Raw genomic sequence first — 13,157 nt, 5'->3', positions numbered from 1 at the left:
GGGGAACTGCGCGACCAGCCGCGACGCAGCCGCAGACGAACGACAGCCGCTGCAAGCTTTCGGGAAGGGGCGGGGAGGGGAAAGTCAGTTCCGGCGCACGAACTCCTCGAACGTCCCCCGCCCCACCGCCCGCTCAGGCGTCAGCAGACCCCCCGCCCGCAGCGCAGCGAACAGCCGTCCCGGCAGTCGGATGCCGAGAACAGGGCGGCGCTTGCCGGAGGCGTGCAGGTAGGCCCGTACGAGGGAGTCCACCGTGCGGACCTCCGGCCCGCCCATCTCCGGAACACGCCCCGCCGGATCACCGAGGGCCAGCTCGACCAACCGCCCCGCCACCTCGTCCACGGCGACCGGCTGCAGCCGTACCCCCGTCGGCGCGAGCGCCACCGGGAGCTTCGTCAGGCCGCGTGCGAACGTCAGGGCCAAGTCGTGGAACTGGGTCGTCCGCAGGATCGTGAACCCGAGCCCGGACTCCTCGATCAGTCGCTCCACCCGCAGTTTCGTGCGGTAGTAGCCGAGCGGTACGCGGTCGATGCCGACGATCGAGATGTAGACCAGGTGCCGCACCCCGGCCGTGCGGGCCGCGTCGATGAGGTGGCGCGCGGCTCCCACGTCCGCACCGCCGCTCTTCTGCGTACTCGCGCAGTGCACGATCACCTCGGCCCCGGCGACGGCGTCCGCGAGGCCCGCGCCGGTCCGCAGGTCCACCGGGTACTGCTCGGAGCGGCGGCTCAGCTCCCGCACCTCGTGGCCGCCGCTCGCCCGCAGCCGCTCGATGACGCACCGGCCGAGGGTGCCGGTGCCGCCGGTCACCAGGATCGTGGTCATGGTCGTAGGGTCCCTTCGGGGTGGGGCGCTCCCGGGTGGAGCGTCCGTCAGCAGCTGAGAACCGGCGAGCGTGCCCGGATGTGACAGCCACGCCGAAAAAACTTCAGCGGGGCCCGACCGCCTCCAACTGGCGCCGTACGAACGTGAGCTTGTCCGGGTTGACCACGACCCACACGTCCGCGATCACCCCGTCCCGTACGTCGAACGAGGCCACGGCCATCAACTCGCCGCCCAGGTACGCCACGAGCGCCGTCCAGCCGTTGACCTCCGCGGCCTCAAGCTCGATGCCCACGAGGAACCGCTCCGCCGCACCGGCCAGGAACCGCAGCACCTTCTCCCGGCCCTCGATCGGCCGCCGCGCCGCCGTGATCCGGCCGCCGCCGTCGCCCCACCAGGTCACATCGTCCGCGAGCAGCTTCTCCAGACCGGCCACGTCGCCCTCGCGCGCCGCCGCGATGAACGATTCCACGAGCCCCCGCTGCTGCTCCGGCCGCGGCACGAACCGCGGCGTCCGCGCCGCCACCCGCCGTACCGCCCTGCCGTACAGCTGCCGCGAGTTGGCCTCGCTGACGTCCAGCACCCCGGCGATCTCCCGATGGCTGTACGCGAACGCCTCCCGCAGCACGTACACCGCGCGCTCCGCCGGGGTCAGCCGTTCCAGGAGCACGAGCAGCGCCGTCGAGACCGAGTCCCGCTGCTCCGCCGAGTCCAGCGGACCTAGGCCCTGCCTTCAATCTCCCGTCTGCCCCGCGACGCCATGCACGCTCCCCCAGCCTTCGGCCGGGGGGACCCCCACTCGCCGCACCGGACAAAGGCCCAAGTAGCTCCGCTACGAGGCCCTTCGCCCGGCACGCCGAGAGCAGGCACCTGACGCCGCGGGGCCGCCCTTCGGGCGACGACGGGAGATTGAAGGCAGGGCCTAGCGCGCCCGACCCGCTCACCACCGGCTCGGGCAGCCAGGGCCCCACGTACTCCTCGCGGCGGGCCCTCGCCGACGTCAGACGGTTGACGCAGAGGTTGGTGACGACCTTCGCCAGCCACGCCGCCGGTTGCTCGATGTCCTCGCGGCGCGCCCCCGACCAGCGCAGATACGCGTCCTGCACCATGTCGTGGGCCTCCTCGGCGGAGCCGAGCAGACGGTAGGCGAGGGCGAACATACGGGGCCGATGGGTCTCGAACTCGGCTGCGAGCGCGGGCGTCGTCGTCACGGCGACAGCGTGCCAGAGCGCCCCCGTGGCCCATGGGGTCCGGAATCGGGGTCGACTTGACGAAGTCCGGACGTTCTCCGCCCTGTGAGCCAGCCCACAACACTTCGCCCGCATGGGTGACGATCAGCCGTGGCACACTGACCGTGTAACAGCAGCAGCGCACTCCGGGGTCGGTGTAATTCCGAACCGGCGGTAACAGTCCGCGACCCGGCCGCATCCAGTGGCCGGTTGAGCAGGTGAAATTCCTGCACCGACGGTGAAAGTCCGGATGGGAGGCAGTGCGCGGCGGGCAGGCACATCCGTGTATGCCGCGCCGTCGGTTCGTCCTAGGCAGGACGGCCGTCGTCCGGCGTCCCCGGTGCTCAGTGGTCCTCGCCCGTCAGATCTGTCGTCATCGACAGGCCCCGGAGTCCGTGCCCGAAGAGGCAGGAGGACCCGGTGGCCACCGCAGCCGAAGCAACCGCCATGCGGCAGGCGATCACGCTCGCCGCGCGCGCACTCGGCGCCACGAGCCCCAACCCCGTCGTCGGCTGTGTCGTCCTCGACGCCGCCGGGACCGTGGTCGGCGAGGGCTACCACCAGCGCGCCGGCGGACCGCACGCGGAGGTGCACGCCCTGCGCGCCGCCGGAGACCGGGCCCGCGGCGGCACCGCCGTCGTCACCCTCGAACCCTGCAACCACACCGGCCGCACCGGTCCCTGCGCCCAGGCCCTCCTCGACGCAGGCATCGCCCGCGTCGTCTACGCCGTCCCCGACCCCGACCTCGCCGCCACCGGCGGCGGACAGCGGCTGCGCGAGGGCGGCGTCGACGTCGAGCGGGGACTCCTGGAGGACGAGGCCCGCGCGGGCAACATCGCCTGGCTCACCTCCGTCAACTCCGGCCGCCCGTACGTCACCTGGAAGTACGCCGCGACCCTCGACGGCCGTATCGCCGCCGCCGACCGCAGCAGCCGCTGGATCACCTCGCCCGAGTCCCGTGCCGACGTGCACCGGCTTCGCGCCGAGTCGGACGCCGTCGTCGTCGGCGCCGGCACGCAGCGGGCCGACGACCCGCATCTCGCGGTGCGCGGCATCGAGGGCGCGGTGCAGCCGCTGCGCGTCGTCATCGACACCAACGGCACGGCGGTCACGGCGACTTCGCGCGTCCTGGACGACGCGGCCCCCACCCTCGTCGCCGTCGCCGACGACGTGACCACCGAACTCCCCGACGTCGTACGGCTCCCGCGCACCGGGACCGGACTCGCCGTCCCCGCCCTCCTCGACGCCCTCCACCGGCGCGGCGTCCGCTCCGTACTCCTCGAAGGCGGACCCACCCTCGCCGGTGCGTTCGTCGCCGCCGGAGCCGTCGACCGCGTCGTCGGCTACCTCGCGCCCGTCCTGCTCGGCGCGGGCCCCGCCGCCCTCGGCGAGGCCGGAATCAGCACCATCGCCGACGCCCTGCGGCTCGACGTCACCGAGACCGTCCGCATCGGCCCCGATCTCCGCATCACCGCCGTCCCCGCCGCCCCCTCCTCCCCTAAGGAGCGCTGAAGTGTTCACCGGAATCGTCGAAGAGCTGGGTGAGGTCACCGCCGTCGAGAACCTCGGCGACGCCTCCCGCTTCCGCCTGCGCGGCCCCGTCGTCACGCAGGGCGCCGCGCACGGCGACTCCATCGCCGTCAACGGGGTCTGCCTCACCGTCGTGGAGCACGAGGGCGACGAGTTCACGGCCGACGTGATGGCCGAAACACTGAACCGCTCCAGCCTCGGCGCGCTCCGCGAGGGCTCCCGGGTCAACCTGGAGCGGCCCACCGCGGTCGGCGCCCGGCTCGGCGGACACATCGTGCAGGGGCACGTCGACGGTGTAGGGACGATCGAGGAGCGCAAGCCGTCCGAGAACTGGGAGATCGTGAAGGTCTCCCTGCCCGCCCAGCTCTCCCGGTACGTCGTGGAGAAGGGCTCCATCACCGTCGACGGCGTCAGCCTCACCGTCGTCGACGCCGGACCGGACTACTTCACCATCAGCCTCATCCCCACCACCCTCGCCCTGACCACGCTCGGCTTGAAGCAGCCCGGCGACCCGGTCAACCTCGAAGTGGACGTCATCGCCAAGTACGTCGAGCGCCTCCTCGGCGACCGGGCCGCGGAGGCGGACAAGGCCCCGGAGGCGGACAAGGCCCCGGAGGCGGACAAGGCCCCGGAGGCAGGGAAGTGAGCGCCCTGAACTGGCTGAACGCCGAGGCCTTCAGCGCCTTCGGCCAGCACGTCATCTGGTCCGACATGATCGGCAACACCATCGGGCTCGCCGCCCTCGCCCTCGGCTGGCGCCGCTCGGTGTGGACCTGGCCCGCCCAGTTCCTCTCCGGCCTGATCCTCGTCGGGGCGTACGCCTCCGCGCAGCTCTCCGGCGGCGTCGGCAAGCAGCTCCTCGTCATCGGCGTCGCCCTGTGGGGCTGGCGGCAGTGGAGCCGCGGCACGCGGCAGGCCCAGGACGGCTCCATCGCCGTACGGTTCGCCACCTGGAAGGAGCGCGGCGCGCTCCTCGCCGCCGCGGCCGTCGGCACCCTCGCCGTCGGCGGGCTCTTCACCGCCTACCCGTCCCTGTCCTGGAGCCCCTGGGCGGACGCGTACATCTTCGTCGGGACCCTCGTCGCGATGGTCGCCCAGGCCCGCGGTTTGGTGGAGTTCTGGTTCGCCTGGCTCCTCGTCGACCTCGTCGGCGTCCCCCTCGCCTTCAACAGCGGCCTCGCCTTCTCCGGCCTGGTCTACGTGATCTACCTCGCCCTCGTCCTGTGGGGGATGCGCGACTGGTGGCTGCGCTCCCGCGTGACGGCACCCGCCCTGGAAGGAGCAACGGCATGAGCACCGCACCTCTCTGGTACGCCGACGACGTCCGCGAAGAGCACCTGGTCCTGGACCCCGTCGAGCAGGCGATCGCCGACATCGCGGCCGGCCGCCCGGTCGTCGTGGTCGACGACGAGAACCGGGAGAACGAGGGCGACCTCGTCGTCGCCGCCGAGAAGGCGACGCCCGAGATCATCGCGTTCATGATGAGCGAGTGCCGCGGCCTGATCTGCGCGCCCATGGAGGCCGACGAGCTCGACCGCCTCGAACTCCCGCAGATGGTCGAGCACAACACCGAGCTGATGCGGACCGCCTTCACCGTCTCCGTCGACGCGGGCCCCGCGCACGGCGTCACCACCGGCATCTCCGCCGCCGACCGCGCCACCACCCTCCAGCTCCTCGCCGACGGCCGCGCCCAGGCGGGCGACTTCGTGCGCCCCGGCCACATCTTCCCGCTGCGCGCCCGCACCGGCGGCGTCCTCGTCCGCGACGGCCACACCGAGGCCGCCGTCGACCTCGCCCGGCTCGCGGGCCTGCGCCCCGCCGGCGCCATCGTGGAGATCGCGGGCGAGGACGGCACGATGCTCCGCCTGCCCGAGCTGATCCCGTTCGCCCGCAAGCACGGCCTGACGATCATCTCCATCGAGGACCTGATCGCCTACCGCCGCTCCAGCGAGCCCACCGTCCACCGCGAGGCCGAGGTCCGACTCCCCACCGCCCACGGCGAGTTCACCGCGTACGGCTACCGCTCCTCGGTCGACGGAGTCGAGCACGTCGCCCTCGTGCAGGGCGAGATCGGCGACGGCGAGGACGTGCTCGTACGCGTCCACTCCGAGTGCCTGACCGGAGACGTCTTCCACTCCCTGCGCTGCGACTGCGGGCCCCAGCTGGAAGCCTCCATGCGGCGCATCACCGACGAGGGCCGCGGCGTCGTCGTCTATCTGCGCGGCCACGAGGGGCGCGGCATCGGCCTGCTCTCCAAGCTGCGCGCGTACGCCCTCCAGGAGCGCGGCCGCGACACCCTCGACGCCAACCTGGAACTCGGCCTGCCCGCCGACGCCCGGGACTACGCCGCCGGCGCGCAGATCCTCGCCGACCTCGGCGTGCGCAGCCTGCGCCTGATGACCAACAACCCGGAAAAGAGCCAGGCCCTCACCGCCCACGGCCTCAAGGTCGCGAGCCGTGAGCCGATGCCCGTCCAGGCGGGCGAGCACAACCTGACGTACCTGCGTACCAAGCGCGACCGCATGGGCCACGAACTGCCCTGGCTCGACGCGCAGTAGCACCAGCAACCCGTAAGACACCGGACAGCACACCCCGAGGAGAGACGTGAGCGGCAAGGGCGCACCCGTACTGAGCGTGGAGAACTGCAGCGACCTGCGAGTCGCGGTGATCGCGGCCCAGTGGCACGAGCAGGTCATGGACGGACTCGTCGACGGCGCCCTGCGCGCCCTGCGCGAGCTCGGCATCGACGAGCCGACCCTGCTGCGCGTGCCCGGCAGCTTCGAGCTCCCGGTCGTCGCCAAGGTCCTCGCGGAGCGCGGCTACGACGCGGTGGTCGCCCTCGGCGTCGTCATCCGCGGCGGCACCCCGCACTTCGACTACGTCTGCCAGGGAGTCACCAACGGCCTCACGCAGGTCTCCATCGACACCGGCGTGCCCGTCGGCTTCGGCGTGCTGACCTGCGACACCGAGGAGCAGGCCCTGGACCGCGCAGGCATCGAGGGATCGAGCGAGGACAAGGGCCACGAGGCCGTCACCGCGGCCGTCGCCACCGCCACCACGCTCCGTTCCGTCTCCGAGCCCTGGCGCTGAGTGGGGCGGAAGGGCCGCGTAGAGTAAGCATCACCATGTCCAATAAGACGTTCGAGGAGCTCTTCTCCGAGCTCCAGCACAAGGCCGCCCACGCCGACCCCGCCACGTCCCGCACCGCCGAGCTGGTGGAGAAGGGCGTACACGCGATCGGCAAGAAGGTCGTCGAGGAGGCCGCCGAAGTCTGGATGGCCGCCGAGTACGAGGGCAAGGAAGCCGCCGCCGAGGAGATCTCCCAGCTCCTGTACCACGTACAGGTGATGATGGTCGCCCGCGGCATCACCCTCGACGACGTCTACGCCAACCTCTGATCCACCCGTTCACACCCCGTTTTTCCAGAGCGAAGGAAGCCGACCTCATGCTGCGCATCGCCGTCCCCAACAAGGGTTCACTGTCAGGACCTGCGTCGGCGATCCTCCATGAGGCCGGCTACCGGCAGCGCAAGGAGTCCAAGGAACTCGTCACGGTCGACCCGGACAACGAGGTGGAGTTCTTCTACCTGCGCCCCAAGGACATCGCGATCTACGTGTCCTCCGGCAAGCTCGACATCGGCGTCACCGGCGAGGACCTCCTGATCGACTCCGGCGCACAGGCCGAGGTCATCCTGCCGCTCGGCTTCGCCCGCTCCACGTTCCGCTTCGCCTCCCGGCCCGGTGCCGTCAAGGACATCGCGGACCTCGCGGGCCGCACCATCGCCACCTCGTACGAGGGCATCGTCGCCAAGTACCTGGACGAGCGCGGCGTGGAGGCCTCCGTCGTGCACCTCGACGGCGCGGTGGAGACGGCCATCGAGCTCGGTGTCGCCGACGCCATCGCGGACGTCGTCGAGACCGGCACCTCGCTGCGCAACGCGGGCCTGGAGGTCTTCGGCGAGCCGATCATGCGGTCCGAGGCCTGCGTGATCCGCGCCAAGGGCAACGACGGCGACGACCCGAAGGTCCAGCAGTTCCTGCGCCGCCTCCAGGGCGTCCTGGTCGCCCGGACGTACGTGATGATGGACTACGACTGCCGCGCCGAGCACCTGGAGAAGGCCGTCGCCCTCACCCCGGGCCTGGAGTCGCCGACGGTCTCGCCGCTGCACAACGAGGGCTGGGTCGCCGTCCGCGCCATGGTTCCCGCGAAGGGCGCCCAGCGCATCATGGACGACCTCTACGACCTCGGCGCGCGGGCCATCCTCACCACCGCCATCCACGCCTGCCGCCTCTGACCGCGCCTCAGCCGACGGATTCCCGCACATGTCCGAACTGCCCCCGCTGCCCGTCACGTTCCGGCCCGGCCGCACCCGCGCGGTGCTGCTCACCGTCGGCGTCACGGCGTTCGTGGTGATCACGACCATCGCCCTGCTCCTGGAGACCCTGTCGCCCGGCGAGCGCGCCAGCTTCGTCTTCACGGCCGTGCTGTTCCTCGGCGTGCTCATGCTGCTAGCCCGCCCCAAGGTCGTGGCCGACGAGTCCGGCGTCACCGTCGTCAACCTGGCCAGCCGCCGCACCCTGGAATGGGCGGAGATCCTCCAGGTCAACCTGCGTCCGGGCGACCCCTGGGTGTTCCTCAACCTGAGTGACGGCACCAGCCTGCCCGCCATGGGCATCCAGCCCGGCATCGCCAAGGAACGCGCGATCCGCGACGCCCGTACGCTGCGGGCCCTCGCCGAGGCCCACGGCACCGGAGCGGGCCTCACCTGAACGGGTCCCGCGCGCGTATCGCGTCGGCACCCGCATGACCTCGGCGGGTGCGGGGCAGGAGCCCCGCACCGCCGGGCTCCAGTCCCTGCACCAGCGGTGGCCTTCTTGATTACTCTGGTGCCGGTGGCGACCCCAGCGCGCCCCGCCCCGCACCACAGCACCCCGGGCCGGTCCCGGCCGCGGGGCTTTCCTGCGAACCGAGGAGTGACTTACTCCGGCAATGGACGGATCGTCCTGTAGTACCTGCGCCGCCCCCTCCCGGCCGGCGGCGACATGACCATCCCTTTGCTGCTTCTCGCGGCGGCCTTCCTGCTGATCCTCGCCAACGGCTTCTTCGTGGCGGCCGAGTTCGGCCTCGTCACCGTGGAGCGCGCCGACGCCGAGCGCGCGGCGGCCGCAGGCGACCGACGGGCCCGCCGCGTCGTGAAGTCCCTGCGCGAGCTGTCCTTCCAGCTCTCCGGCACCCAACTCGGCATCACCCTGACCTCGTTGGTCGTCGGGATGCTCGCCGAGCCCGCCCTCGCCCAGCTGCTCGCCGGGCCGCTCACCGCGGTCGGCCTGCCGGACGGCGCCGTACCGGGCGTCTCGGTCCTCATAGGCATGCTGTTCGCGTCCGCTGTCCAGATGGTGATCGGCGAGCTCGTCCCGAAGAACTGGGCGGTGTCCCGGCCGATGCAGGTCGCCCGGTTCGTGGCCGGACCGCAGCACGCCTTCGCCCGGCTCTTCCGCCCGGTGATCGCGGGCCTCAACGCCGTCGCCAACCGTCTCGTACGGGCCTTCGGCGTCGAGCCCGCCGAGGAGCTGGCCTCCGCCCGGACCCCCGACGAGCTGGTCTCCCTGGCCCGGCACTCCGCCGAGGCCGGCGCCCTGGAGGAGGACACCGCCGACCTGTTCGTGCGCACCCTCTCCCTCGGCGAGCTCACCGCGCAGCACGTGATGACCCCGCGCGTGAAGGTCAGCGCACTGCAGGCCTCGGCCACCGCCGCCGACGTCGTCAACCTCACCCGCGCCACCGGCCTCTCCCGCTTCCCCGTCTACCGCGAGCGGATCGACGAGATCATCGGCGTCGTCCACCTCAAGGACGCCCTCGCCGTACGCGGCCAGGAGCGGCACCGCGCCCCGGTCGGCCGGATAGCGGTGCCCCCGCTGCTCGTCCCGCAGACCCTGCCCGTACAGCCCCTCCTGGAGCGGCTGCGCAGCGAGCAGCCGATGGCCGTGGTCGTCGACGAGTACGGCGGCACGGCCGGGGTCGTCACCCTGGAGGACATCGTCGAGGAGCTGGTCGGCGAGGTGCGCGACGAGCACGACATACACGACCTGCCCCAACTCGCCGCCGCCCAGGCCGAGGACGGCCGACCCGCCTGGGAGGCCGACGGCGGCTGCCGCCTCGACACCCTGCTCCGGATCGGCCTCGAAGCGCCCGAGGGCCCGTACGAGACGGTCGCCGGACTCGTCGCCGACCTCCTCGGCCGCATCCCGGCCCCCGGCGACCGGGCCGAACTGCCCGGCTGGCAGCTCGCGGTGCGCCGGGTCGACCACTATCGCGCCGAGCGCGTCCGGCTCGTCCGCACCGCCCCCGTCTCCACTCCGGCCCCGACTGTTCGTGCAACGACTGCGGAGGCGGTCCGATGAGCTTGCTCCAACTCCTCTTCGCCGTCCTCCTCGTGCTCGCCAACGGCTTCTTCGTCGGCGCCGAGTTCGCGCTCGTCTCGGTCCGCCGCAGCCAGATCGAACCGCTCGACGGCAAGCGCGCCCAGCAGGTCCTGTACGGCCTGGAGAACCTGCCGCAGATGATGGCCGCCGCCCAGTTCGGCATCACCGTCTGCTCGTTGACGCTCGGCGCGGTCGCCGAGCCGACCGTCGCGCACCTCCTGGAGCCCGTCTTCCACGCGGCACACGTCCCGGAGGGCCTGATCCATCCGCTGGGGTACGTGATCGCCCTGGCCGTCGTCGTCTTCCTGCACCTCGTCATCGGCGAGATGGTGCCGAAGAACCTGGCGATGGCCGCGCCGGAGAGGACCGCGCTGTGGCTCAGCCCGGGCCTGGTCGCCTTCGCGCGCCTGTGCCGCCCGGTCACGGCCGGGCTCGGCGCGTGCTCCCGGCTGGTGCTCAAGCTGTTCGGGGTGGAGCCGAAGGACGAGGTGGAGGCGGTCTTCACCAGCGTGCAGCTGGGGCAGCTCGTCGAGGACTCCCGGCAGGCGGGGCTCCTCGAACCGGCCGAGCAGGAACGCCTGGAGGACGCCCTGGAGCTCGGCTCCCGCCCGGTCACGGACGTACTCCTCACGCGGGCCGCGCTGGTCACCGTGGACCCGTCCGTCACACCGCACCGGATCGAGGAGCTGACCGTCCGCACGGGCTACTCGCGCTTCCCGGTCTGCGCGGAGGGCGGCGCGTTCATGGGCTACCTGCACGTGAAGGACGTCCTCGACCTGGAGGACCCGGAGCGGGCCGTGCCCCAGCAGATCTGGCGCCCGCTGCCCCGGCTCAGCGCCGAACTCCCGCTGGACGACGCCCTGACGGTGATGCGCCGCGCGGCCACGCACCTCGCGCAGGTCGCGGACGCGTCCGGCCGGGTCCTGGGCCTGGTCACGCTGGAGGACGTCCTGGAACTCCTCGTCGGAGAGGTACGCGACCCGGCACATCGGGCGGTGCCGCTGGTACGGGTGGGGGAGCCCCGGGCGGAGACGGTGGTGGAGGTGGTGGCGGGCTAGGGGCGCTGCTCCTTCCCCACCCCGCCCCTTCCCGAATCTCCTCAATCGCCGGAGGGGCTCAAAATTGAGCCCCTCCGGCGATTGAGGAGCGGGGGGCCGGGGGCGGAGCCCCCAGGGGGGTCAGCGGGGCGACGGTCCCGGTGGGCGGCCTGCCAGGACCTCCCCGTACGCCTGCATCAGGTCCGGCAACCGCAGCGTCGCGAGATCGTCGCGCGAGGGGGCCGCGGGGTACCCCGAGAGCCGGAGATCCCGGTACGCGCAGGACTTCTCGTACAGCGTCCGCAGGAACCGGCCGTTGCCCAGCTCGTCGATCCAGCCCTGATCCACCACGTGCCCGCTGATCGACTTCAGCTCCTCGACCGACTCCTCGTCCCACACGTCCCCGTTCTCCGCGGCCAGCACCTCGCCGATCGCGGTGAGTTCGAGCGGGCGGTACGAGGGGAAGTCGACGCGGGTCGTGAAGCGGGAGGAGAGGCCGGGGTTGGTGGCGAGGAGGCGGTCCATGCCCTCGGGGTAGCCCGCGAGGATCACCACGAGGTGGTCGCGGTTGTCCTCGGCCCGCTTGAGCAGCACTTGCAGCGCCTCGTCGCCGTACGCATCGCCCTTGCTGTAGCCGGAGTTGGACAGGGCGTACGCCTCGTCGAGGAAGAGGACGCCGCCGAGGGCCGAGTCGATCAGCTCGTTGGCCTTGACGGCGGTCTGGCCCAGATATTCGCCGACGAGATCCGCGCGCTGGGCCTCCACCAGGTGGTCGCCGCCGAGCAGCCCGAGCGCGTAGAAGACCCGGCCGAGGATGCGGGCCACGGTCGTCTTGCCGGTTCCGGAGGGGCCGGAGAAGACGAAGTGCCGTTTCGGCGGCTGCACGGGCAGTCCCTGACCGGCGCGCAGGCGGGCCATCCGCAGCTGCGCGGAGAGCGCCTTGACCTGCCGCTTCACCGGGTCGAGCCCGACCATCCGCTCCAGCTCGGCCAGCGCCTCCCGGAGCAGTACGGGATCGGCGGGGCCAGTGGGCAACTGCGGTGCGGGGACGGGGAGTACGGCCTTCTCGCGGACCGAGGCGGGCGGGGGCGCCGCCGGGCCGTCGGGCTCCGGGCCGATCTTCACGTCGAGCCCCTCGGCCCCGTAGTCGAGCGCCTCCGGCACGTCCGCCAGGTCCTGGCCCGGCCCGGCGAACGGCACGGCGGCCAGGTCGCTGCCGTCGTCCCCGCCGTCGAAACCGTCGTACTCGGCGATCGCCGCGAGCCTCGCCGAGGTGTCCATGAACGAGGCGTCGACGCGGTGCACGGCCCGGTACAGGGGGAGCGCCGCGGCGCTGCGGCCGGTGCCCTCGTGCGCGCGGGCGAGCCAGTAGCGCAGCTCCTTGCGCTGGGGCTGTTCGCTGCGGCAGCGCATCAGGGCGGCCGAGAGCAGCGGCTCGGCCTGCCCGTACATCTCCAGGCGCACCCGCGCCATCCCGCCGAAGAGGCCCGCCTCGATGCCGAGCACCGGGTCGTCGGTCAGCGGGTCGGTGTGGCGTACGAGCTGCTCCCAGTCCTTGACGAGATAGGCGCGGCAGGCGTGCAGGAAGCGGACCTGGGGGTCGGTGTCGATCGGCGGGAGGCCGGCGAGGGCGCGGTCGAGCTCGGGGACATGGCGGCCGTCCAGCCAGTGCGAGGCGTACGCGAGCAGCAGGTCGCGACCGGATTCGAGCACCGGCTGGACCCACCAGCCCAGCCAGTACCAGGAGTTGAGGGTGCGGCGGTGGCGGGTGCGCTGCTCGCCGAAGCGGTCGCGGTGCCGGTGCATGTGCAGGAGCGCCGTCGTCGTGTCGATGCGCAGGGCGTGCAGGCCGAGCCAGCCGTCGGCCATGCCGGGGTCGAGGCGGACGGCCGCCCGGAACTCCTCCTCGGCCTGCGGGTAGGCCCCCATGGTGTAGGCGTCCACGCCGCGCAGCCAGGCCAGGTCGGCCGGGGCCGACGCGCCCTGCGTGCCGAAGTCCATTCCGTACCCCACAAACCCCCGCACCGAGCGCCGTCCGCAAGGTCGCACCGCTGAGCATCGTACCTGCGCAGGAGCCCTCGACCGAAGGGTGCGGCAGCACTCCGCGGCCCGAAGGG

At 72.3% G+C, this 13,157-nt stretch carries 13 protein-coding genes, 1 pseudogene and 1 riboswitch; of the genes and pseudogenes, 10 read left to right on the top strand and 4 right to left on the bottom strand.

Features of this window, described 5'->3' with window-relative positions; translation table 11 throughout:
* Positions 1–84: 84 nt before the first annotated feature.
* From QIT00_RS16605 to QIT00_RS16595, 3 genes and pseudogenes are all read right to left on the bottom strand, one after another.
* Complete coding sequence (locus tag QIT00_RS16605; RefSeq protein WP_282536050.1) at positions 85–825, bottom strand: SDR family oxidoreductase; 741 nt, start codon at positions 823–825, stop codon at positions 85–87.
* Between the two features lie 103 nt (positions 826–928).
* Positions 929–1,492 carry a sigma factor-like helix-turn-helix DNA-binding protein gene (locus tag QIT00_RS16600; RefSeq protein WP_282536049.1) on the bottom strand — a complete coding sequence of 188 codons (564 nt, stop codon included), beginning with the start codon at positions 1,490–1,492 and terminating at the stop codon, positions 929–931.
* A gap of 247 nt (positions 1,493–1,739) precedes the next feature.
* Positions 1,740–1,982: pseudogene (locus tag QIT00_RS16595) on the bottom strand (sigma factor); the annotation flags it as partial.
* 206 nt (positions 1,983–2,188) lie between these two features.
* A riboswitch (FMN riboswitch) is annotated at positions 2,189–2,319 on the top strand.
* Positions 2,320–2,471: 152 nt separating this feature from the next.
* Between QIT00_RS16595 and ribD the strand changes: the two are divergent.
* The 10 genes from ribD to QIT00_RS16545 all read left to right on the top strand — a co-directional run bounded on the left by ribD (position 2,472) and on the right by QIT00_RS16545 (position 11,061).
* Entirely contained in the window at positions 2,472–3,563 is a 1,092-nt protein-coding gene (gene ribD / locus QIT00_RS16590; RefSeq protein WP_282536048.1) for a bifunctional diaminohydroxyphosphoribosylaminopyrimidine deaminase/5-amino-6-(5-phosphoribosylamino)uracil reductase RibD, read from the top strand.
* Between the two features lies 1 nt (position 3,564).
* A complete protein-coding gene (locus QIT00_RS16585) occupies positions 3,565–4,227 on the top strand; it encodes a riboflavin synthase (RefSeq protein WP_282536047.1) in 663 nt (220 codons plus the stop codon).
* Positions 4,224–4,874: a nicotinamide mononucleotide transporter family protein gene (locus tag QIT00_RS16580; RefSeq protein ID WP_282536046.1), complete on the top strand. Its 651-nt coding sequence runs from the start codon at positions 4,224–4,226 to the stop codon at positions 4,872–4,874. Before QIT00_RS16585 ends, QIT00_RS16580 begins: the two co-directional genes overlap by 4 nt.
* The gene (locus tag QIT00_RS16575) at positions 4,871–6,139 is read left to right on the top strand and encodes a bifunctional 3,4-dihydroxy-2-butanone-4-phosphate synthase/GTP cyclohydrolase II (protein ID WP_282536045.1); all 1,269 of its coding nucleotides are present in this window, start codon (positions 4,871–4,873) and stop codon (positions 6,137–6,139) included. Before QIT00_RS16580 ends, QIT00_RS16575 begins: the two co-directional genes overlap by 4 nt.
* A gap of 46 nt (positions 6,140–6,185) precedes the next feature.
* Positions 6,186–6,671 (top strand): 6,7-dimethyl-8-ribityllumazine synthase, encoded by a 486-nt coding sequence (ribH, locus tag QIT00_RS16570; RefSeq protein ID WP_282536044.1) that lies wholly within the window; start codon positions 6,186–6,188, stop codon positions 6,669–6,671.
* Between the two features lie 35 nt (positions 6,672–6,706).
* Complete coding sequence (locus QIT00_RS16565; protein WP_282536043.1) at positions 6,707–6,979, top strand: phosphoribosyl-ATP diphosphatase; 273 nt, start codon at positions 6,707–6,709, stop codon at positions 6,977–6,979.
* Between the two features lie 47 nt (positions 6,980–7,026).
* Complete coding sequence (hisG, locus tag QIT00_RS16560; RefSeq protein WP_282536042.1) at positions 7,027–7,875, top strand: ATP phosphoribosyltransferase; 849 nt, start codon at positions 7,027–7,029, stop codon at positions 7,873–7,875.
* Between the two features lie 28 nt (positions 7,876–7,903).
* On the top strand, positions 7,904–8,350 hold the full coding sequence (locus QIT00_RS16555; RefSeq protein ID WP_282536041.1) for a PH domain-containing protein: 447 nt from the start codon (positions 7,904–7,906) through the stop codon (positions 8,348–8,350).
* 273 nt (positions 8,351–8,623) lie between these two features.
* Positions 8,624–9,982 carry a hemolysin family protein gene (locus tag QIT00_RS16550; RefSeq protein WP_282536040.1) on the top strand — a complete coding sequence of 453 codons (1,359 nt, stop codon included), beginning with the start codon at positions 8,624–8,626 and terminating at the stop codon, positions 9,980–9,982.
* Positions 9,979–11,061 (top strand): hemolysin family protein, encoded by a 1,083-nt coding sequence (locus tag QIT00_RS16545; protein ID WP_282536039.1) that lies wholly within the window; start codon positions 9,979–9,981, stop codon positions 11,059–11,061. Before QIT00_RS16550 ends, QIT00_RS16545 begins: the two co-directional genes overlap by 4 nt.
* A gap of 120 nt (positions 11,062–11,181) precedes the next feature.
* Here the strand turns inward: QIT00_RS16545 and QIT00_RS16540 are convergent, their stop codons facing one another.
* Positions 11,182–13,041 (bottom strand): AAA family ATPase, encoded by a 1,860-nt coding sequence (locus QIT00_RS16540; RefSeq protein ID WP_282536038.1) that lies wholly within the window; start codon positions 13,039–13,041, stop codon positions 11,182–11,184.
* Positions 13,042–13,157 lie beyond the last annotated feature (116 nt).

Origin of the sequence: Streptomyces luteolus, assembly GCF_029968015.1 — a bacterium.
GTDB lineage: Bacteria > Actinomycetota > Actinomycetes > Streptomycetales > Streptomycetaceae > Streptomyces > Streptomyces luteolus.
This window is presented reverse-complemented; position numbering and strand designations above follow the sequence as displayed.